The 21754-nt window shown below is 53.2% G+C and carries 14 protein-coding genes; 6 read left to right on the top strand and 8 right to left on the bottom strand.

Translation table 11 applies throughout. The features are described 5' to 3' along the window. Positions 1-79: 79 nt before the first annotated feature. From ACO2Q8_RS03550 to ACO2Q8_RS03540, 3 genes are all read right to left on the bottom strand, one after another. Positions 80-3616: a hypothetical protein gene (locus ACO2Q8_RS03550; RefSeq protein WP_423343403.1), complete on the bottom strand. Its 3537-nt coding sequence runs from the start codon at positions 3614-3616 to the stop codon at positions 80-82. A 1134-nt stretch (positions 3617-4750) separates the two neighbouring features. Next, a complete protein-coding gene (locus ACO2Q8_RS03545) occupies positions 4751-7492 on the bottom strand; it encodes an FtsX-like permease family protein (RefSeq protein ID WP_423343402.1) in 2742 nt (913 codons plus the stop codon). A 3-nt stretch (positions 7493-7495) separates the two neighbouring features. Further along, positions 7496-7822 carry a PadR family transcriptional regulator gene (locus tag ACO2Q8_RS03540; protein ID WP_423343401.1) on the bottom strand — a complete coding sequence of 109 codons (327 nt, stop codon included), beginning with the start codon at positions 7820-7822 and terminating at the stop codon, positions 7496-7498. 348 nt (positions 7823-8170) lie between these two features. Between ACO2Q8_RS03540 and ACO2Q8_RS03535 the strand changes: the two genes are divergently transcribed. Beyond that, the gene (locus ACO2Q8_RS03535) at positions 8171-9622 is read left to right on the top strand and encodes an alanine/glycine:cation symporter family protein (RefSeq protein ID WP_423343400.1); all 1452 of its coding nucleotides are present in this window, start codon (positions 8171-8173) and stop codon (positions 9620-9622) included. 8 nt (positions 9623-9630) lie between these two features. Here the strand turns inward: ACO2Q8_RS03535 and ACO2Q8_RS03530 are convergent, their stop codons facing one another. The 5 genes from ACO2Q8_RS03530 to ACO2Q8_RS03510 form a co-directional block, all read right to left on the bottom strand. Then, positions 9631-10047, bottom strand: coding sequence for a helix-turn-helix domain-containing protein (locus ACO2Q8_RS03530; protein ID WP_423343399.1), 417 nt, complete (start codon positions 10045-10047; stop codon positions 9631-9633). A gap of 646 nt (positions 10048-10693) precedes the next feature. Beyond that, the gene (locus ACO2Q8_RS03525; protein WP_423343398.1) at positions 10694-11083 is read right to left on the bottom strand and encodes a hypothetical protein; all 390 of its coding nucleotides are present in this window, start codon (positions 11081-11083) and stop codon (positions 10694-10696) included. 191 nt (positions 11084-11274) lie between these two features. Beyond that, entirely contained in the window at positions 11275-12636 is a 1362-nt protein-coding gene (locus ACO2Q8_RS03520) for an ATP-binding protein (RefSeq protein ID WP_423343397.1), read from the bottom strand. Continuing rightward, complete coding sequence (locus ACO2Q8_RS03515) at positions 12633-13328, bottom strand: response regulator transcription factor (RefSeq protein WP_423343396.1); 696 nt, start codon at positions 13326-13328, stop codon at positions 12633-12635. The genes ACO2Q8_RS03520 and ACO2Q8_RS03515 overlap by 4 nt, the downstream gene beginning before the upstream one ends. A gap of 348 nt (positions 13329-13676) precedes the next feature. Further along, complete coding sequence (locus ACO2Q8_RS03510; protein WP_423343395.1) at positions 13677-14948, bottom strand: hypothetical protein; 1272 nt, start codon at positions 14946-14948, stop codon at positions 13677-13679. Between the two features lie 234 nt (positions 14949-15182). On the opposite strand from ACO2Q8_RS03510, the gene ACO2Q8_RS03505 reads away from it, so the two are divergent. The 5 genes from ACO2Q8_RS03505 to ACO2Q8_RS03485 all read left to right on the top strand — a co-directional run bounded on the left by ACO2Q8_RS03505 (position 15183) and on the right by ACO2Q8_RS03485 (position 21743). Continuing rightward, the gene (locus ACO2Q8_RS03505) at positions 15183-15902 is read left to right on the top strand and encodes an NUDIX hydrolase (RefSeq protein WP_423343394.1); all 720 of its coding nucleotides are present in this window, start codon (positions 15183-15185) and stop codon (positions 15900-15902) included. Positions 15903-16181: 279 nt separating this feature from the next. Beyond that, positions 16182-17849, top strand: a complete 1668-nt coding sequence (locus tag ACO2Q8_RS03500; protein ID WP_423343393.1) for a ribulokinase — start codon at positions 16182-16184, stop codon at positions 17847-17849. After that, the gene (araA, locus tag ACO2Q8_RS03495; RefSeq protein WP_423343392.1) at positions 17842-19332 is read left to right on the top strand and encodes an L-arabinose isomerase; all 1491 of its coding nucleotides are present in this window, start codon (positions 17842-17844) and stop codon (positions 19330-19332) included. The genes ACO2Q8_RS03500 and araA overlap by 8 nt, the downstream gene beginning before the upstream one ends. Before the next feature lie 6 nt (positions 19333-19338). Then, positions 19339-20883 carry an alpha-N-arabinofuranosidase gene (locus tag ACO2Q8_RS03490; protein ID WP_423343391.1) on the top strand — a complete coding sequence of 515 codons (1545 nt, stop codon included), beginning with the start codon at positions 19339-19341 and terminating at the stop codon, positions 20881-20883. 161 nt (positions 20884-21044) lie between these two features. Beyond that, a complete protein-coding gene (locus ACO2Q8_RS03485) occupies positions 21045-21743 on the top strand; it encodes an L-ribulose-5-phosphate 4-epimerase (protein WP_423343390.1) in 699 nt (232 codons plus the stop codon). The last annotated feature ends 11 nt before the right edge of the window (positions 21744-21754 follow it).

Here is a 21754-nt window from a genome sequence, read left to right as displayed (position 1 = left end):
GTTGTTTTCACGTGCGGTTTTTGTTTGGAAATGGTTTATATCCCCGGCCAAACCGATTCAGCCGGGGATGCGATGTCAACTATTCAATGGTTATCTGAGCCGATGCTACGTTGTTCGCGCTGTTGGTTTCACCGCCTGAACCCGCCAGAATGTTTACATTCAGGTTGGCAAGTCCGGGAGCCGCTGAACCATTGACGGTCAGGACCAGGTTGATCTGATTGAAACTGCTGCCCGCAATGACCACGCCCGGTTTGGACACGAGCCGGAACAGCAAGCCTTCCGTCGTCAGGGTCCACTGGTCTTCCGAAATCTCCGAGCTGGAGAGAGCCATCGTGTAAAATGGTGACGGTCTGGAAATGGTCAGGGTGATCGTTCCGTTCGTGTTCGTAGCCGGGATCAGGTTGTACACCTGGATAGCCAGGTTTTTCGATCCGCCACTGGCTCCGTACAAGCGGTCTGGCATGGACAAGGTCGGGTACAGGTCGACTCCGGCCGGATCGGTATAATCCGGGTTATTGTCGGTGTCTTCATCGGGTAAGGTCGGGTTGCCGCTGTCACCGTACGCATTCGGCTCGCCATCAACGGTTTGCGGAATTCCATCGTTGTCAGGGCCATCGTTGGCATCGACAACACCATCGCCGTTGGTGTCAAGGTCGCCCGGATTGGGAATACCGCTTTCATACAGGTCTTTCTTCGTGTCATTGTCCGAATCCAGGTCCTTGTAATTCGGCGTTCCGTCGTTGTCCGAATCCGGCGGGGTCAGGCCGTTGCTGGCCGATGCAGGAATACCATTACCCCCCGGCGTGCCGTCGGCAATGCCGTTGTTGTCGGCATCGGTTCCTCCGCCTTCGATGACGTCGTTGATGCCATCGTTGTCCGAATCCAGATCGAGGTAGTTCGGCAGCGAGTCGGGATCACTGTTGGTTGGTGCAGTTCCATCGATGCCTTTTTCCTCCGAATCCGTAATCCCATCGTTATCGCTGTCGAGGTCGCGGAAGTTGGGCACAGCATCGCTGTCATTGTTCGGAAGCGCCGGGCTGTTGGCGTCGCCGTAGCTACCCGTTGCACCATCCACCGATTGCGGAACTCCGTCGTTGTCGGTTTCGGAGGCATCGTCGATGATCCCGTCTTTGTTGGTATCCAGCGTGTTCGGATTCGAAATGCCGCTTTCGTAAAGATCCGGAATTCCATCACCGTCGGTATCGACATCCTGGAAGTCGGGTTTGGAGTCGCCATCGGTATCGGGTGGTGTCAGACCCGAACCCGCCGAAGCCGGGATGCCGGTTGGACCCGGGGTGCCGTCCGCAATGCCGTCGCCGTTGCTGTCTTTGGTTGGAGAGCCGTTAGCATTGGCTTCAATGACGTCGTTGATGCCGTCGTTGTCGCTGTCCAGGTCGATGTAATCCGGGCGACCATCCGGGTTGCTACCAGTATTGGTGTCGCTGTTGGTCGGGTTATTGCCGTCCGATCCTTTTTCCACCGTATCCAGAATGCCATCATTGTCACTGTCCAGATCGAGGAAGTCGGGTAGCGGGTCGCCGTCGGTGTTGCGGGGTTCGTCGCCGTTCGGACCGGCTTCAACCGAATCAGGGATGCCGTCGTTGTCGCTGTCGGGGTCGCGATAATCCGGAACGTCTGTGCCATCGGTGTTTGACGGATTGTTGCCATCCGGTCCTTTTTCGACCGAGTCAGGAATGCCGTCGTTGTCGCTGTCGAGGTCTTTGCCATCCGGTCCGCCATCGCCATCGGTATCACGGTTCGGATCAGATTCCGGGTTTTCAACGGTGTCCGGAATACCGTCGTTGTCGTCGTCCGGATCACAGGTATCCGGAATGCCGTCGTTGTCAAAATCAAGCAAATCGTTGCCGGTTCCGGTTCCGCAGACATCCTGGCAGTCGGGAATACCGTCGCCGTCGGTGTCTTCAATCACAAAAGCATCGTAAATGCGGTATTCTCCGAGCAAACCCGCCACACTGCCGATGTCGATCTGAACCATGTCAAAAGCAACATTGGGCGTAAATCCGACCACCGATTGGCTGGAATTGCCACCAATGACGGATGCACCCAGGAGGTTGGCTCCTGTCGACGTAGCAACCGGCGTTGAATTGCCATCACGAAAGACCCGAATCGTGATGGCCGACAACAGATTCAGATCAATCAGGCCCGTTGCCGTAGAAATGTGAAAACCGACGAAGGTCTTGCCCCCAGCGAAATCCGTTCCGTCGTTTTTGACGGTAATTCGGGCGCCTGCTCCTACGGATATACCGGTATTGTAGGTGGCATAATCCCCAATCGTACCATTCGTTACCCGATCGGTATTGATCAAGCTGGGCAATACCGACAGCAAACCGTACAAATCGGTGTATACGTTGGCGCAAACACCCAGAACGCAACCTGTGTTCTCCTGGATCGTACCGCTGTATTTACCGGTATTGTTTTCATTCAGGGCCGTTTCACAATTGGTACAAGCATCGTCCTCCACAAACGCGCCGTATAAACGAATTGCGCCGACATTAGCGGTAACCAGCGAATTGATCCGGATGCGTACTTCGTTGAAATCTTTGGTAGTAACAAAACCGATTTTTTGCTTTGGGACCGACGTGCTCCCAGCAAGTAACGACAACCCAACAACGTTGCTGGCGTCACCCGTAGATCGGGCTTCCTGAAGCGTGCCGAACAAGTACGTTTCAATCGTGATGGTGTTCAGCGCGTTGGCTGCCAGCAAGGCGTTGAGCTGATCTTTGGCAAGCACAAAGCCGGCGCGGTCGCCGGCTTTATATTTCTTCTTGGTATCGATCACGCTGACCGCAATTTGGGAAGCAACCCCCGCCGTTGGCGTCAAAACTGCATAATTGCTGTTATCGCCATCGATCAGATTCGTACGGTTGGTCAAGGAGCAGCCCACACAACTGACCGACCCAAAATAGGTGGCGTCGGTACCCAGGCCGCTGATGTAATCGTTGCAGCCGGTCGCGGAGACGGCTGTCGCGCAGGAGGTAGGGAACGCAACGGCGGCATATATACGCAGACTGCCCAGAACCTCTGCACTCAGCAAACTGGTGTTCAGTCGTACTTCGTTAAATTCCTGATTGGTCGTGAATGTAGCGTACAACTTTTCGGTGCTGCCGAGCACCGAACCAGCCACCAGCGAACTGACAGTCTGGGCGCTGGAAACCGGGTTACCGTTCAGGAAAGTTTGAATCGTTACATTACTCAACACCGAAAGATCGGCCAGACCACTACGGGAAAGGATAAAACCGACTACGTTTTCGCCGGTAAAGGTTCCGCTGGTTTTCCGCACGGAAATCCCCTGAGCAACCTGAACCGCCACGGCTCCGTTCAGGCTGGCGTAGGTTTCGAGGCTGTTATCGGTGATTTTCTGAAGCTCGTTGTAGCTGGCCGTTCCCAGACAAAGTTGACCGGCGCAAACCGTCGTGTTGATAACGCCACCGACCTGTACCGCCGAACCGGAGATGGGCTGGTAACACGATTGCCCCTGGGCTGATTGTCGACCGAGTACCAACAATACAAAGACCAGGAAGCCTGCCAGTGAGGTCCGACCGGTGTGGGTAATAAAACAATAATACCGTTTAATTAAATCGTAAATTAAAAACATAAAAGACAAGGTTTTGGTCCGTTGAGACTGCTATTGTTAATCGGAATGTATAGGCATACCTATCACATCCAGCCTTTTTTAATAGAAGGCCACGAGTAAAAAATAGCTAGATTTAATCGTCAATGTCCTAAGCATTGACAATACAATTCCACGCTACCAGCAGGTAGTTTTTTTGTAAAGGGATTAAAACCTATTTGATAGATTTTAAGACTGATTTGGAGGAGATCAAGTCTGATTACTGTATAGGGTCAGGCAAAGAAAAGTAGACTGTGCGCGCACAATTCTACATTTTTGCAAGCGTCCTGTACTGTATGTTTCTGAGGTGCCCAAGTAACTGGATGAAGTTTGGCGTTGGAGGAGAAGCCTGATCCAGTCGTTTCCTACTCGGGGGTAGAAAGCTTAACTTATACCTTGGTTGCTTTGATAAGCGCCTTACTTAGAGATTTTTGGAGGTTTTCTCAAAAGGCGGACCTATGGTTTTTAGTCCGGAGCCCTAACCAGGGTGGCAAAATGCCAGTGAAAGTTAAATTCAAGCCATTTCATACGCAGTTGAGTACTATTAGTTGAACAGAGAAATTGTATGAGCAACTTTACGATCTTTTTTAGAAAATGTCAACCGTTAAGCAATTAATTCTTTTTGTCTATTTATTATACGGTATGTTGTAAATTCAAGCTACCTGATAATGATATTTTACAAGCCGCATAAATAGTTATAGCTTATTATAATCCAGCAAGAATTTTGCCATTTTCAATGCAGAAAAGTTGAAAAGTTTACTTGTGAGTATGAATGTAGCGTCATTGAATAAAAAATGAATAAAACTAATAATATTCAGTCAAAATACTAGAATAAAATAACGCCAATAAAGTAAAACAAGACCGTAGAAAAAGCACATTACGCTCGAAAACGTATAGGCTATACGAATACAAGTGTTTCTAGCAATTTCTGAACCAAATTATTTATATAGTTGCCTTTTAGTTTATATTTTTTATAAAATGGATACATTGTCTTTTCCAATTAAAAAGGTTTGGGAACGAGCGGTGAATTACTCGTTCCCAAACCTCTACCGATAGCAGACCAGGCGGTTCTGCCGGACCCTGCCCAGACAGACAATACGGCTAATCGTCCTGTTCCCGTTATTCGCTACGCAAACTTTTCACCGGATTCGCCAGAGCCGCTTTCACTGTCTGGAAACTGACCGTGGCCAGCGCAATCAGAACGGCTCCCAGGCCCACACCGCCCAGCAGCCACAGGCTGATCGTCACCCGTTCGCGGTAATTGTCCAGCCACAGGTTCATGCCAAACCAGGCCAGCGGTAGAGCAATCAGCAGCGCGATGAGGACGAGTTTGACAAAGTCCCGCGATAGCACCAAAATAATGCTGCTCACGCTGGCGCCCATCACTTTCCGGATGCCAATCTCTTTCGTGCGTTGTTCAATCATCATCAGCGCAATGGCAAACAGCCCCACGCAGGAGAGCAGAATGGCAATGCCGGCGGCCAGGCTGCAAATCTGGGTAAATCGCTCTTCGTCCTGGTACCAGGCATTCACATTGTCGTCCAGAAAGGTGCCCATAAATTCGGATTGGGGCGCTACCTCCCGCCAGAGCAGTTTTAGCTTGTCCATCGAACCGGCCAGACTCTGCGGAGAAACCCGCACGAAAATGTAATGAATGGCTTCGGAATTGGAGAGGTGCAGCGTAATCGGGCGGTTTTCACTGGCGAGCGAATACAACTGAAAGTCCGGGATGATACCGATGACCTGCATTTTGCTTCCCGTTGTATCGTCATCGTCGCCGAGCAGCGCACCAACCGCATTTTTTTCACCCATCATTTTCGCCATGCTGGCTGTCACGATGATCCGGTTGACCGAATCCGTAGCATACAACCGGCTGAAATCACGGCCCGCCAGCGGTTTGATGTTCAGGGTTTGGAGGTAATCATAATCGACCAGCAGCCAGTCGGTCAGGACGTCTTTGCCCTTGTATTTATAGCCTACCGTTGTCCGGGAACTGACGCGGTCCTGCCCCCGGCCAATGTTGACACTGGTGCCTGTGATGGCCAGCACCGACGGATCGTTGGCCAGTTTATTGCGTAACCGCCCGAGCACCTGCCGACCATCCGCCTGATTACCCACCGGAATGCTGATGACTTGCTCTTTCTGAAAACCGAGCGGCCGTGAACGTAGAAAATCGACTTGCTGCGACGCAATCAGGGTGCAGCAGGCCAGGAGGCAGGAAAGCGAGAATTGTGTGACGATCAGCGCATTGCGCAAAACGCCGGGGCGTTTCAGCGAAACTTTCCCTTTCAGTACTTCAACCGTGTTAAACTTGGTCATTTGCCAGGCCGGATACCCGCCGGCCAAGAGCGTAACCACCGCAAAGACGCTCAGAATGCAGGCTATGAAAGACGGCTGAAGCATGGTTTCCAGCCGAAGCCGGGCATCGAAGGCGGCATTGAACTGCGGCAACAGTCCATACGCCAGCAGCACACCCAGCAGAAAACCGACCAGGCAGAGCACCGTCGACTCGCCCCAGACCTGGGCAAAAAGCTGACCTTTCAGCGCCCCCAGCGATTTACGCACGCCCACTTCCCGCGCCCGGGTGAAGGAGCGGGCGATGCTCAGGTTGATAAAATTGATGCAGGCAATCAGCAGAATGAAAAACGCCAGCCCCAACAGGGTATAAACGATGGCAATCGGTGCTCCTCTCCCGCCGGTAATTTCCCGGTCGAAATGAACATGGGAGAGCGCTTGTAGCCGGATGGCAAATACATCGCCCCGCTGATCGGGTTGAGCCCCTTTCTTTTGCAGGTCAGTGATGGTAGAGCCGAAGTATTTCAGCGCAAACGGTTTTAGCCGCTCTTCGAAGGTGGCCTGCTCGACCTGGGGAGCCAGTTTGATGAAAACCGAATGGGAGGTGCCGTTCCAATCCGTTTTGGTTGCCTGGTAATTGGGCGCATTCTCGATCCGGATCAGGGCATCATACTGAATGGTTGAATTGCCGGGAGCATCTTCAATAATGCCGGAAACCACATACGGTTTTTGGTTTTCTCCGCTGCCAATCAGTACGGTCTGTCCCATCGGATCGGTGGTGCCGAAAACCGTTTGCGCCATACTTTCGCTGATTACGACGCTGCTCAGGCTGTTCAGCGCGACGTCCCGGTTTCCCTTTAGCAACGGGAAAGAAAACAGTTGCAGAAAATCCGGATCGGTATGCAGCACCAGCTTATCAAAATATGCCCCCCGGACTTCCACCAGACTTTTCCGACCGGTCAGGATGCGGGCAGCCTGTTTGACTTCCGGATAGGCGGTTTTGAGAGCGGGCGTAAAAGGCAGGGCCATGTTGCCGCTCCGAACGGTTTTTTCGGGATCATTGGCAACGGTATAAGGCTGGTAGATACGGTCCCCGTCCGTGTGGAAAGAGTCGTAGGTGAGTTGCAGGTACGCCGTCAGAAACAGAAACGTGCAGACAGAGAAGGCTACCGCCAACCCCAGGGCGTTGACAGCCGCGTATCCCTTGCTTTTCCAGAGGGTGCGCAGGGCGATTTTCAGGTAATTACGGAGCATAGCGGGATGAAGAAAAGAAGGTTCAGAATACGGTTTTTGGGAAAATGGGCTATTCCCCGGATTGGGTGTCCGGCTGAGTTCGGCAACCCGGCGTTTCAGAAAATAGGGCCGACAGAACCGGAGCACTTCCAGGACATAAAGCCAGCGGGCTTTCGATACGCCCCGTTCGGCAACCTGCTCGGCGAATTGCTCGTGCAGATCGCCCAGCAGTTCTTCTCCCAGGTCCGGCGGACAGAACAGGGCGATCAGACGGTCGGCCCAGGCCGGGGGAGTTGGCTCGCCCGAAGGGTCGGGTTGGTGGGTGTTTTTCATAGGTTACGACCAGGAAGGGTTCGGAATGGATTCCCAGAGTTCATTGCGGACCTGACGCATATCGTCCAGGGTTTGTTTCCCGACGGCAGTAATCGTGAAAAGACGCTTCCGGCGTCCACCCCGGGCCGCGGTGGCTCCGCCCAAGCTGGACGTGACAAAGCCTTTCGCTTCCAGCCGATAAAGGGCGATGTGAACGGCGCTGAGGCTAATCGTCCGCTGCGTGCGCTGCTTCAGTTCGGTCGCAATCGGAACACCGTATGCACCACCGGCCAGCACCGCCACCGTCAGTAAGACCAGTTCTTCGAATTCGCCCAGATAAGCTCTTCCCATGTAGTTTTTATTTTATTATTATTTGCTAAACAAATCGTTTGCCAGAAACACAAATGTGCCCTTCTGGTCGCAGAAAGGGATAGTTGAGAAATAGGAAGGTTGGTAAACTGTCCAGAACCGGACAGTACGTGTACTAAAGTGGACAGGACTGAAAGAGAAAGAAAGTTTGCCGGTCTGTCTAAAACCGGTTCTACTATAACCCGGTTTTGAGAAAAAATGAGACGTTTTTTTTAGATTCTCCTCTTTTGTATGGTGAAATTTCCTTTTTTTAGGGCTAATAATAAAATAGATGTTCATTTTACAGACTAGCAGCCCTGCTGACCCCAATCACCCACCTTATCAAACCGAATGGAAACCCTCGTAACCAAGATCAATGATATTATTTGGAGTAACGCACTCATTATTTTGTGTCTGGGTGTAGGAATTTACTTCTCTATTGTCACCCGGTTTTTGCAGATTCGCTACTTAAAAGATATGGTCCGGCTGCTGTTCAGCGGACATGCTTCAGCCCAGGGGGTAACGCCCTTTCAGGCGTTTGCCATTGCCATTTCGGGGCGGGTTGGTACAGGTAACATCGCCGGTGTGGCCACGGCGATTGCGATGGGAGGGCCGGGAGCCATTTTCTGGATGTGGGCCATTGCCTTTCTGGGCGCTGCTTCGGCTTTTGTCGAAGCAACGCTGGGCCAAATTTATAAGCAGGTAAAAGACGGTCAGTACCGGGGCGGTCCGGCTTTTTACATTGAAAAGGGGCTGGGCATCCATTGGTACGCAACCCTGTTTGCTGTGGCCACCGTATTCAGTACGGCGTTTTTCCTGCCCGGGGTCCAAAGCAACAGCATTGCCCTCAGTGTGCAGAATGCCTTTCAGATTCCGGTGGAAATCACGGGCGGAGTGGTGGTTCTTTTGCTGGCCCTGATCATTTTTGGTGGAGTCAAGCGCATCGGCAAAGTGGCCGAAATTGTGGTTCCCTTTATGGCGGGGGCTTACATTCTGATGGCGGTCATCATCATCGTGGCCAATCTGGATCAGGTTCCGGCGGTTTTCAGCCTCATCATCCGTTCGGCGTTTGACCGTGAGCCGCTCTACAGTGGTGTTTTTGGGATGGCGGTGGCCTGGGGCGTTAAGCGGGGTATTTACTCCAATGAAGCGGGTCAGGGGACGGCACCCCACGCAGCGGCAGCCGCCGAAACGGATCATCCGGCCAAACAGGGGTTGGTGCAGGCGTTTTCTGTCTATGTCGATACGCTGTTTGTCTGTACGGCTACGGCTTTTATGATTTTGTTCACCGGACAATACAATGTGTTGAATCCGGAGGGCGGTTTTTTGGTGGAGCATATCCCCGGCGCGGCTGTCGGGGGGGAGTATACGCAACGGGCGGTCAACACGCATTTCCCGTCATTGGGAGGCAGCTTTGTAGCGATCTCACTTTTTTTCTTTGCCTTCACCACCATCATGGCTTATTACTACATTGCTGAAACCAATCTGGCTTACCTCATGAAACAAGGCGACAAGCGGTGGATGCGGTGGGGGCTCCGGTTCCTGATTCTGGGAGCGACCTTCTACGGCTCGATCAAAACAGCCGCGCTGGCCTGGACGCTGGGTGATATCGGCGTGGGCGTTATGGCCTGGTTGAATATTATCGCCATTGTATTATTGCGCAAGCCCGCCCTGTTAGCCCTCAAAGACTACCAGACTCAGAAAAAAGCCGGAAAGAACCCTGTATTCAACCCCAGAAAGCTAGGAATCCGGCATGCGGATGAATGGAAAGAGGGCGATGAAGCCCCCTTCATAAATAAATGAGCCACCGCTTACAGCCTGTTGGCCGGCAATTTTTTCACAAACCGGCGGAGCGTATCAACCCCAATTGGCTGGGACAAGTGTTGATTAAGTTCCTGCAATGCGCGCCGGTGATTGCCCGAATAGCGCAGAAGAGCCTGTTTGACCTGTTCAACCTGCTGTTGACAATGCACATTCAATTTAGGCTTCAATCCCCGGCCCGGGCGGTCTTCCAGAGCGGTCAGGCCGCCCTTGTTCCAGCGGTTCATCCAGTTATAGATACTTCGGCGATCTACGTTGAAGGTAGTGATGAGTTCGCTAACGGGTAAACCATAATAGCTGTACAAGATGCATTGGCAACGTTTGCGCAAAGACTCGTTCGGCGTATTTTTAATGGTACTGCGCAAGAGTTCCATTTGCTCGGGAGTCAAGGTTTTAATGGACTTCATTACGATGTTACGGTTGTTACCAAAGGTCTCACCGGCAGGAAAAACCTTTGCAGTAATAGATAGGTTAGAGAACCAAAAGTAGAATATTCATCCTATTCTGAAAAGGCCCTGTCTGATAATCTGGGAAAGTTTATAACGTCTGATCTTATACTTCTTTATACTAATTCTATATAATAATATCGTGTATTTATTTAAAAATTTTAATATTGATTCTGGAGAATGTCCTATTGTACTTTTTTTAGTGCTAGACCAATTTTCCAGCGTATTTATGATCAAACCACCTGAACTATGTTGTATTGACACTAAAGCTTTTTACTCAAAAAAAATCCAGACAAGCGATATGCCGAAAACTAAATACTATGAAAAATTACAAAAGAAAAACAATTGACAAACGTATATACAGAGCGTAATCGTACTACCAAACGCTTCTTGAAGGATAAGTAGAATTACATACCTTCAAATTATTTTCAGTGAAAAGTCTCCGGCTTTTTTGTAAGTAGTTTACATTAGCAGGTAGCAAGCTGAGAATTTCTGTTAATCTTCGGAAAGAATGAAGGCACCAGCGATTCGCTGGTGCCTTCACAAAACGTTTACCTAAGTACTGAATTTATCGGTTGCGTGACCAATGGAGAAAAATGGCAGGCGGTTATTTATTTTGCTTCAGCATTGACTTGCCTTTTCCGTTTTCAGCAACCTCAGCAGCCGCCGGGCCGGAAACATTTACGGAATTGATGCGGGGCGTTTTATAATTCCGCTCGGCCAAATCTTCCTTCGTAACGTGGGGCACAACCAGGCCACCCACCGGTTCGATCCCCGGAACGGGTTGCTTGTAGCTGGCTACCTGGCCTTTCTCAACGGGCGTACTCACCGTGGTAGCGCTTTGATTGGTCCATTTGCGGGCCGTTGCGGCTTTATTCGGGTGTTTGTAGTTCGCTGTCGAATACGTTACATCGTTGCGTAAACGGCTATTATCCTGGGCTTGTACCGACAAAACCGTTACTCCAATAAGGGCTAAAGCAAAAAGGTATGTTTTCATGGTTCGTATCAATCGTTTGTGGTATCAACCGGCCGGTTGGTTCTACTTTGAACCTGGCTGTTAATTGACAGTACAAAAATCAGATACCGGTGTTAAGCTCGTGTTAGAGCCGCATTAGAACAGCATTAGAAATGCATTTCTGACCCATCGAGGCAGAAAACTACCACAAAATCTCCCGGAGGTTAGGCTGGTCAACGCGGCAGAATAATCGTGAAAGTAGTACCGGCCTCCTCCGAAGACTCGACCCGGATGTCGCCCCGGTGGAGACGGACAATCCGTTCCGTGAGCGAAAGACCGATGCCGTAGCCGGGAAGGCCGCTCGCGTTCCGGCCCCGCTGAAACGGCACAAAAACCGCTGATAGCTGGTCGGCCGGTATCGTGGAACCCGTATTGTGAACCTGGATTTGCAGGCTTTTATCCCGACCGGACAAGCTGACCGAAACCGTATGATCGGGCGAGAATTTGCCCCCATTGTCGAGCAGGTTGAAAACCGCCGTCCGGAGCAGCGGGTCACTTCCGGTCATCTGCCAGTCGGTATACGGTTTTTCCAACGGAGCGATGTGCAGGTGGATGGTATAAGCGGGTTGCAGCCGCTGCAACTCCTGCCGGACCTGGTCCAGCAATTGATCAAGCTGGAGCGGAGCCATCGGCACCGTCGAAGAATCCATGCTGGCGTTGGCCAGGGCCAGCAGACCGTTGGTCATCCGGTTGAGCCCCCGGACATCGTCGAGCACCGAACGGAGCGTGGCCCGAAGTTCGTCGGGGCTATCGTCGGCCAGCAGCGAAACTTCCAGTTGCCCCGTAATGGCCGTCAGCGGGGTGCGTAACTCGTGCGATGCGTGCGAAACAAACGACCGTTGGAGCCGAAAAGCCTCTTCGAGCCGGTTGAGCATCCGGTTGAATCGCTGCGCCAGTTGGGTCAGTTCGTCGGGGCTGTCGCCAGCGGGGAGCCGCAGCGACAGGTTCGAGGCCGTAATGCCGTCAATCCGCTGATTGATCTGACTAATGGGGTGCAGCATTCGCCCGACAAAAAACCGCCCGGCCACCAGCATCAGCCCCGTCATCAACAGCCAGCCTCCTACCAGGAGTTGAATCAGGTTCCGGATCGTGCGCTCACCGTAGGTGTCTACGGCTGACGCGAAAATGATAAAGGGCGTTGAATTTTCCCGAAACAGAATGCCGACCACCTCCCGTTCGTTCTCCCGCCAATAAGTCGTTTGCAGTTGCCGGACCCGGTTTAAAACCGCTGGCGTAACCGTCAGGTAGTCCGTTCCGCTCTCGTAGATCAACTGGTTTTGGGTATTGTAAATGATGAGTTCTTCCTGCGGCAAAACCGTCAGCTCGTTTTTGTCGATGGATTTGTAGAGCGTCGGGTCGATGCGCCCGGGACCGACCAGCAACCGACCGGCCGTCAGGGCTTCGGCCCGGAGCCGGGCCCGGAACTCGCGTTCGCGGTATTGTTCGGCCACCAGGTAGAGCAGCAGGCAGAAAAGCGCCAGAAAAACCGAAACGATGGCGGTCGACAGCAGGGTTAGGCGGTTTCGAAGACTCATTTTTCTTTTAACACATACCCCATTCCGATCAGGGTATGAATCAGTTTGGTAGGAAAGTCTCTGTCGATTTTTGCCCGCAAATAACTGACATAGACATCGATAACGTTGGTACCGGTATCGAACCCGATGTCCCAGACCTGCTCGGCAATGTCGACCCGCGACACCACCCGTCCGGCGTTGCGCATGAGGTATTCGAGCAGGGCGTATTCGCGGGCGGTCAGGTCGATGGTGTGCCCACCCCGTCGGGCCACGCGTTCGTCGAGGTTCAGTTCCAGGTCGGCCACGCGCAGGATGCGGTCCGGTTCCGGTCCGGGTCCGGACCGGCGCAACAGGGCTTTTATCCGGGCAACAAGTTCCAGAAAATCAAACGGCTTCGCCAGGTAATCATCGGCACCGGCCTCAAATCCCAGTAGTTTATCGGCGGTAGTATCGAGGGCGGTCAACATCAGAATGGGCATCCGCCTGTCTTGCTGCCGAATGTACTCGGCAACCTCCAGACCACTGATGTCGGGCAGGTTGACATCCAGCACCACCAGATCGAAGGCTTTAGCGCCGAACAGGAATTTGCCCTCTTCGCCAGTCAGGGCTACCTCAATGGTGTACCCCTGGGTTTGAAGCCCTTTTTTAATAAACGTAGCCACTTTGGGCTCATCTTCGACCACCAGCAGGTGTCCGTTCGAATCAGCAGTCATACCGTAGCGTATCTAACTTGTCGGGATTGACGGGTCCGCTCCTTCACAACCGCTCATCAGGAACCAGTGTACAAAATAGTATGAAACCGGTAAGGAGAAAAATTTGCCGGATTAGATTGACCTGCGTGCCAACAAGTGAAAAGGCGCTTCGGGACAGAGCAGAAAGCAAAAGAGGTAGATGAGTGTCGAAACGACGTAAGTAGTTTGCTAGTTTTGATTTTATTGTTTGTAGTTTGAAGGAAATTAGAATATTTCAGCTTGTAGTCGGCTAGTTGGTTCGGAAAGGCAGACTTTTTTTAGCCGGACTACATTTAACGGAATCTTCAACCGGTATTCATTATGTTGAGCTTACAGAAATACGGTAAAATACCCTTTTTGGCCCCGCTGGGTAGCCATAAACAGCAACCGCTCATTGCCAAGCCAGCGCGGTGCGTAATCAGCCAGAGGGATTAGATCCGGTAACAGCGTAACCTGACGAACCTGGCCCGTTGTTACATCCCGAACCCAGAGGCTATAGGTGTGCGCCGATGGATCGGTCCGGGTGCTCAGGAAGGCAAGCTGTTTTCCGTCCGGTGAAAACGATGGATGGGTATCGATCCAGCCTGGTTGGGTTTCGAAAGAACGCACTTCGCCATTGCCATCGGGTGAATAAAGCGAAACGGCAACCCGCCATTCCTGCTGCGTTTCATCAGTTCGAACACCTGACACGGCGATGAACTTCCCATCGGGTGACCAACTTATATCGCTTCGCCAAAGATAAGCGGAGCCACGAACGGACAGCAAAGGCGTCAACGGAACCGCCGGTCCGCCCGTTGTGGCTAGTTTCCACAGGCGGGATGCGTCATTGGAAACCGTGGAGTAGGCAAGCCACTTGCCATCCGGCGACCAGTCAACGGAATAAATCCGACTGGTGTCGGAAACCGGAAGGGTTTGCGCTCGTTCGGTTGCCAGGTCGTAGATTATAAAACCATTCCCTGTTTGAGAAAGGTAAGCGAGTTGCTTCCCATCCGGTGAAAACGAGGCCACGGTTGCCAGGGGAGCTACGAGTTTGGTCGAAACCGCCCGCTCGTATTGCAGGTCGGCTACATACAGCGACGTTACGGGCTGACTTCCTGCTTCCGGCGCTGTTAACAAGAAAGTCGCTTTCGAGCCATCGGGCGTTACATCACCTCCCATACCAACTCCGGTAAGCCCAAAACCGGGGTAATAAGCCGATTGCGATAGCCCCAGCATAGTGGCCATAACCGGATTGGAGTTCGCGGGTGGAGCCTGTTTGTTTTTCGATACGATCCGGGCTACGATTTGCTGGCCAACCCGAGCCGCCGGAATACGGATCGATTTTACGGAAGCGTCGAAGGTTTGATAGGAGCGGAACGGCCCCAACTCACTGTCGGCGATTTGAACTTCGTATTCCTGGGCTTCCACATCCGCAATATCCGGACAGGGTGAAGTGACGCAATCAATATTTATTCCCTCCCAGTCAAGCTTATAATCTGTACTGGTTACGGTAATCTTCAGGTCAACCGGCCTTACCCGCTTCGTCGGATCAACTGCTTTCGGCTTGCAGGCGTTGAAAAAAGGGAGTAAAACCAACCAGAGTAGTAGAAGTGAATGTTTCATGGTTAAACCAGGTACCGGTTTGTGATAGATAGACCCTGGTCGGTTCGTAAGGGTTGGGGCCTTGCTTATAAAACCGGGATCTCATCCACCCTTTATTTTTCTATTTTGTAACAATTCTACTAGTTTTTCAAAGAAAAAAACAAACCAGGCTTTGTAAAGTTGAAAATAATGGTTAGGATTGCGTCGCAATGACACATATATTGTGTCGTGCTGACGTTATACTGAAGTCTCCTGATGGAAGCCTACAAAAACAGTAGCCGGATTCTGGTTGCGCTCGACTGTATCATTTTCGGCTTCGATGGCGAAACCCTGAAGTTGCTGTTGATTAAACGGAACTTCGAACCTGAGTTTGGCAAGTGGTCGTTGATGGGCGGTTTTGTGGAAGAAAACGAAGACTTACAGGATGCTGCCACGCGGATACTGTTTACGCTGACCGGTTTACAGAACAACTACCTGGAACAATTGCATACATTCGGGGCCGTGAATCGCGATCCGGTCGAGCGGACAATCTCGGTTGGCTATTACTCGCTGGTCAACATTGCCGATCAGGACCCCAATACGCTGCGGGCACATAATGCTTCCTGGATTGAGCTGAAACGGGTTCCCAAACTGATTTTCGATCACGACGACATGGTAGACCTGGCGCTCAAGCGGTTGCGCTACAAGGCGGCTTTGTACCCGATCGGCTTTGAACTGTTGCCCGAAAAGTTTACCATTCCGCAGTTGCAAAAGCTCTACGAAGCCATCTATGACGTGCAACTTGACCGGCGGAATTTCCGGCGCAAGATTCTGGCCACCGACCTGCTGCTGGAAACCGGGGAGAAGGATCTGACCTCGGTGACCAAAAAAGGGCAGTTGTATTCACTGAACCTGGAAAAATACCCGGATTACCAGAAATACCTGAACGGTTTTTATGCCTTCCTGCCGGAACTTGCGGCGTTTGTTCCGGCCTGAGCAGTAGCAACGCTTAGACGAGAGAAAGGCCAAAAAACCGTGACAAACTTGTAGTTGAATTTAAGTTTATCGTTTAAGGTTCTTCGTTTTCGAATCATGGATTGACAGTCAGTCGGCTACCAGATACAAAGAACAATAAACTTGAAAGATCTAATCATCAACCAGTAATTTCCTGAAACTCGTTTGATTTACACAGGTTTTGAATCGTCGACTAGTTCTGTTTATTTCAATAAATGTCAAAATGACACTTAGCTAAATGCCTAGCCTTACAATCGACTTATGAACTCTCCTTACGTCATTGGTATCGACTTCGGTACAGATTCTGTTCGCGCCCTGGTGGTCGATGCCCGAACCGGTCAGGCCGTCAGCACGCACGTGCATGAATATGCCCGCTGGAAACAGGGATTGTACTGCAATCCGGCCCATTCGCAATTTCGCCAGCACCCGCTGGATTACCTCGAAGGGCTGGAGGCCACTATCACCGGCGCGCTCGCTCAGGTTTCCGACGAAATCCGGCAACAGGTCGTCGGGATTTCCATTGATACCACGGGCTCAACCCCCTGTGCGGTGGATGAAACCGGCCAGCCCCTGGCCCTGCGCCCCGACTTTGCCGAAAATCCCAACGGCATGTTCATTCTCTGGAAAGACCACACGGCCAACGCCGAAGCCGAAGCGATCAACGACCTTGCCCATCACTGGGACATCGATTACACAAAGTACGTCGGCGGTATTTACTCGTCCGAGTGGTTCTGGGCCAAAATTCTGCGGACCCTGCGTGTCGACGAAGCCGTTCGGCAACACGCCTTTTCCTGGATCGAGCACTGCGACTGGATTTCGGCGGTGTTGACCGGCAACACCAACCCGCTCAGCCTGCGTCGGTCGCGCTGCGCGGCCGGACATAAAGCCCTTTGGCACAGCGAGTTCGACGGTTTGCCTTCCGACGAGTTTCTGACCCGGCTCGACCCGTTGCTCAGCGGTTTGCGCGACCGGCTTTTCACCGATACCTACACCGCCGATCAGGCGATGGGCACGCTTTCGGCCGAATGGGCGCAGAAACTCGGCCTTTCATCGAATGTCGTCATCGGGGTCGGGGCCTTCGACGCGCACATGGGCGCGATTGGGGCGCAAATCGAACCGTATGCCTTCGTGCGCATCATCGGCACTTCCACCTGCGACATTCTGATGGCCCCTAACGACGAAATTGGCCACCGGCTGATTCGGGGCATTTGCGGGCAGGTCGATGGTTCGGTAGCGCCGGGCATGCTCGGGCTGGAAGCGGGGCAATCAGCCTTCGGTGATGTCTACGCCTGGTTTGCCCAACTGATTACTAAGCCCGTTCGCGAATTGCTCGGCCCCGAAGCCACGGATTCCCTGCAGCAACGGCTTATCCCGTATTTATCCGAACAGGCCGCCCAACTGCCCGTGACGCCCCAGGACGTGGTGGCGCTCGACTGGGTGAACGGCCGTCGGACGCCCGATGCCAACCATACCCTGAAAGCCGCCCTGACCGGCCTGAACCTGGGCACCGATGCACCCCGGATTTTCAAAGCACTGGTGGAAGCCACGGCCTTCGGTTCCCGCAGCATCGTCGACCGGTTTGTGCAGGAAGGCGTTCCGATCAAGAAAGTGATCGCCATTGGCGGGGTGGCCAAGAAGTCGCCGTTTGTGATGCAAACACTGGCCGATGTGCTGAACAAGCCCATTCAGGTGGCCCGCGCCGATCAGGCCTGTGCGCTCGGCGCGGCCATGTGCGCGGCCGTGGCCGCCGGGGTTCACCCCACGATGGAAGCGGCTCAGCAGGCGATGGGCTCGGGCTTCGACGCCGAATACCAGCCCCGCCCGGATCGGGTGGCGGTGTACGAAAGCCTCTATCAGAAATACCGGCAGCTCGGCGATTTTATCGAAACCAAATCAGGAATTAACGCAACAACAACGCAATATGCTTAAGCAACAACAAGGGGAAGTCTGGTTTATCACGGGAAGTCAGCACCTGTACGGCGAGGAAACACTCCGTCAGGTGGATGAACATTCCCAACTTATCGCTGACTTTTTCGACAAAGCAACCCAACTCCCCGTTCGGGTGGTGTTCAAACCCGTCGTGAAAACACCGGACGAGATATACGCCATTTGCCAGGACGCAAACGTCACCCCGGCCTGCGTGGGCATCATTACGTGGATGCACACGTTTTCGCCCGCTAAAATGTGGATTCGGGGGCTGTCAATCCTGAAAAAACCGCTGCTGCACCTGCACACCCAGTTCAACCGCGATATTCCTTGGAACGACATCGACATGGATTTCATGAACCTCAACCAGTCAGCGCACGGCGACCGCGAGTTTGGGTTCATGCTCTCCCGGATGCGGCTGAATCGCAAAGTAGTCGTCGGTTTCTGGCAGGACTCGGCCGTGGTGCAGAAACTAGCCGATTGGTCGCGGGTGGCGCTGGGCGTTCACGAACTGAAAACGCTGAAAGTTTGCCGGTTTGGCGACAACATGCGTCAGGTGGCCGTGACGGAAGGCGACAAGGTAGCCGCCGAAATGACCTTCGGACTATCGGTGAATACCTGGGGCATCGGCGACCTGGTCGCGGTGATCAACCAGATGACGGATGCCGACGTCGACCGGCTGGTGCAGGAATACGCCGATAGCTACACCCTGATGGATTCGCTGCAAAAAGGCGGTACCCAACACGGTGCGCTGCGCGACGCGGCCCGGATCGAACTCGGGATGCGGGCGTTTTTGCAGGACGGCGGTTTTGGCGCGTTCAGCGATACGTTCGAAGACCTGCACGGCATGGCGCAGTTGCCCGGGATTGCGTCGCAGCGGCTCATGGCCGACGGCTACGGGTTTGCGGGCGAGGGCGACTGGAAGACGGCGGCCATGGTTCGCGTGCTGAAAGTGATGGGAGCCGGTTTGCCGGGCGGCAACTCCTTCATGGAAGATTACACCTACCATTTTGATCCGCACAACCCGCTTGTGTTAGGGTCACATATGCTGGAAATCTGTCCGTCGATTGCGGCCGGAAAACCGTCCTGCGAAGTCCATCCGCTCGGAATCGGTGGCAAGGCCGACCCGGTTCGGCTGGTGTTCAATGCCCCGGCGGGTCCGGCTATCAACGTTTCGCTGATCGATTTGGGCAACCGGTTCCGGCTGCTGGTCAACGAGGTAGAAGCCGTGGAGGTCACCGAAGCCCTTCCCAAACTGCCCGTGGCCCGGGCGCTCTGGAAACCGATGCCCGACATGGCGACCGGCTGTGCGGCCTGGATTCTGGCCGGGGGCGCGCATCATACGGTCTACAGTCAGAACCTGACGACCGAACATCTCGAAGATTTTGCCGACATCTTCGGCGTCGAACTCGTCGTCATTGATCGCCAGACCACCTTACGCCAATTGAAAAATGAGCTTCGCTGGAGCGAGGCCGCTTATCGATAAACGAACATGAAGAAACTCTATCTGACCCTACTTTGTGTAGGAAGCCTGTGGTCGGCGATGGCCCAAAACCGGGTGACGGTGAAAGCCGACGAAGGGAAGGTTGTCATCAACCGGCACATTTACGGCCATTTTGCCGAACACCTGGGGCGTTGTATTTACGACGGTTTTTACGTGGGCGAAGGCAACACCAAGATTCCGAACAAAAACGGCGTTCGGCTCGATGTGGTAGAAGCCCTCAAAAAAATGAAAATTCCCAACCTGCGCTGGCCGGGCGGCTGTTTTGCCGATACCTACCACTGGAAAGACGGAATTGGTCCCAAAGCCCAGCGCCCCAAGATCGTCAACACCTGGTGGGGGGGCGTCACGGAAGATAACAGTTTCGGCACGCATGACTTCCTGAATATGTGCAAGTTGCTGGGCACTGAACCGTACCTGGCCGGGAACGTCGGCAGCGGCACGGTGCAGGAGTTGAGCGACTGGGTGCAGTACGTGAACTTCCCGAAAAACAGCCCCATGTCGAACCTGCGGCAGAAAAACGGGCAGCAGGAACCCTGGAACGTGCGGTTTTGGGGCGTCGGGAACGAAGCCTGGGGTTGCGGGGGCAACATGACGCCCGATTATTACGCCAACATCTACCGGCAGTATGCCACGTTCATGAACCAGACCGTGGGGAAAGACCGCATCTTCCGGATTGCTTCGGGGGCCAATTCCAGCGATCTGAACTGGACGGAAACGCTCATGAAAAACATTCCGATCAACATGATGGAGGGTGTGGCCCTGCACCATTACTCGGTTCATAGCTGGGACGACGGCAAAAAAGGCTCGGCGACGGAATTTTCGGAGGCCGATTACGTCAAGACCATGAAGCAGGCGCTGAAAATGGACGAAGTAATCGAGAAACACGCGGCCATCATGGACAAGTACGATCCGCAGAAGAAAGTGGCCCTGGTGGTCGACGAGTGGGGCGGCTGGTACAACGTCGAGCCGGGCACCAACCCCGGTTTTCTGTACCAGCAAAACACGATGCGCGATGCCGTGCTGGCCGGCTCTACGCTGAACATTTTTCACAAATACGCCGAACGGGTGCGGATGGCGAATCTGGCCCAGGCGGTAAACGTGTTGCAGGCCGTGATTCTGACGGAAGGAACCAAAATGCTACTGACACCGACGTACCACGTGCTGGAAATGTACAACGTCCACCAGGACGCGACGCTGTTGCCCATCGACATCAAAACCGGCGACTACCAGTTTGAAAACGAAAAACTCCCGGCGGTTTCGGTCTCGGCCTCGCGCGACAAAGCGGGCAAAACGCACATCTCGCTGGTCAACATCCACGCGGGCCAACCCCAGACCGTCAGCGTCAGTCTGAAAGGGCTGAAAGCCTCAGGCGTCACCGGTCGCATTCTGACTTCCGGCAAGATGCAGGACCACAATACGTTCGACAACCCCACCAAGGTCAAACCGGTCGCCTTCTCCGGCGCCAAACTTGCCGGGGATGAACTGACAGTCACGTTGCCCCCGGTTTCGGTAGTCGTGCTGGAACTCCAGTAAGCCGTTGGCGGGAGTTCGGTTTTCGGTATTCAGTTTTTCGTGTTCGATATTCAGTGTTCAATATTCGATATTCAGTTTATAAGTCTTAAATACTTGATACCGAACACGAAAAACTGAATACCAAAAACCGTAAATCATTCACTACTTAGTCAATTCCAACCATGTACACCTCGTTACGAGAAGAGTGTTACGAAGCGAATATGCAGCTTCCGAAACTGGGGCTGGTGTTGTTTACGTTTGGCAACGTCAGCGCCGTGGATCGGGACAAGGCGGTTTTTGCCATCAAGCCGAGTGGCGTTCCCTATGACCTGCTGAAACCGGAGGATATCGTCATTATGGATTACGACGCCCGGGTGGTCGACGGTTCGATGCGGCCTTCGTCCGACACCAAAACCCACGCGCTGCTTTATAAAACCTGGGACGACATCGGTGGCATCACCCACACCCACAGCACCTACGCCGTGGCCTGGGCGCAGGCCGGGATGGACATTCCGATTTTTGGCACCACCCACGCCGACCACACCCACCAGGACATTCCCTGCGCCCCGGTGCTGACCGACGCCATGATCGAAGGCGACTACGAACACGAAACCGGTAACCAGATTTTCGACGTGTTCCGGCAAAAAGGGCTGTCGCACAAAGAGGTCGAAATGGTGTTGCTGCAAAACCACGGGCCGTTTACCTGGGGCAAAACCGCCGAAAAGTCGGTCTACAACGCGGCCGTGTTGGAAGAAGTCGCCCGCATGGCATACCTGACCTTGCAGATCAACCCGGATACGCCACGCATCAAAGACACGCTCCGCCGGAAGCACTACGAGCGCAAACACGGCCAGAACGCCTATTACGGGCAAGGCTGTTAAATTTTTAACAA

This window comes from Larkinella sp. VNQ87 (genome assembly GCF_049445795.1).
Taxonomy (GTDB): domain Bacteria; phylum Bacteroidota; class Bacteroidia; order Cytophagales; family Spirosomataceae; genus Larkinella.
This window is presented reverse-complemented; position numbering and strand designations above follow the sequence as displayed.

What these genes read in the sequence shown, in the direction of transcription:
- ACO2Q8_RS03545 (WP_423343402.1), bottom strand. Translation starts at nt 7,492, where the DNA reads ATGAAAAACACCCACCAACCCGACCCTTCGGGCGAGCCAACTCCCCCG.
- ACO2Q8_RS03510 (WP_423343395.1), bottom strand. Translation starts at nt 14,948, where the DNA reads ATGAAACATTCACTTCTACTACTCTGGTTGGTTTTACTCCCTTTTTTC.
- ACO2Q8_RS03520 (WP_423343397.1), bottom strand. Translation starts at nt 12,636, where the DNA reads ATGAGTCTTCGAAACCGCCTAACCCTGCTGTCGACCGCCATCGTTTCG.
- ACO2Q8_RS03540 (WP_423343401.1), bottom strand. Translation starts at nt 7,822, where the DNA reads ATGGGAAGAGCTTATCTGGGCGAATTCGAAGAACTGGTCTTACTGACG.
- ACO2Q8_RS03525 (WP_423343398.1), bottom strand. Translation starts at nt 11,083, where the DNA reads ATGAAAACATACCTTTTTGCTTTAGCCCTTATTGGAGTAACGGTTTTG.
- ACO2Q8_RS03530 (WP_423343399.1), bottom strand. Translation starts at nt 10,047, where the DNA reads ATGAAGTCCATTAAAACCTTGACTCCCGAGCAAATGGAACTCTTGCGC.
- ACO2Q8_RS03515 (WP_423343396.1), bottom strand. Translation starts at nt 13,328, where the DNA reads ATGACTGCTGATTCGAACGGACACCTGCTGGTGGTCGAAGATGAGCCC.
- ACO2Q8_RS03550 (WP_423343403.1), bottom strand. Translation starts at nt 3,616, where the DNA reads ATGTTTTTAATTTACGATTTAATTAAACGGTATTATTGTTTTATTACC.
- ACO2Q8_RS03505 (WP_423343394.1), top strand. Translation starts at nt 15,183, where the DNA reads ATGGAAGCCTACAAAAACAGTAGCCGGATTCTGGTTGCGCTCGACTGT.
- ACO2Q8_RS03490 (WP_423343391.1), top strand. Translation starts at nt 19,339, where the DNA reads ATGAAGAAACTCTATCTGACCCTACTTTGTGTAGGAAGCCTGTGGTCG.
- ACO2Q8_RS03500 (WP_423343393.1), top strand. Translation starts at nt 16,182, where the DNA reads ATGAACTCTCCTTACGTCATTGGTATCGACTTCGGTACAGATTCTGTT.
- araA (WP_423343392.1), top strand. Translation starts at nt 17,842, where the DNA reads ATGCTTAAGCAACAACAAGGGGAAGTCTGGTTTATCACGGGAAGTCAG.
- ACO2Q8_RS03535 (WP_423343400.1), top strand. Translation starts at nt 8,171, where the DNA reads ATGGAAACCCTCGTAACCAAGATCAATGATATTATTTGGAGTAACGCA.
- ACO2Q8_RS03485 (WP_423343390.1), top strand. Translation starts at nt 21,045, where the DNA reads ATGTACACCTCGTTACGAGAAGAGTGTTACGAAGCGAATATGCAGCTT.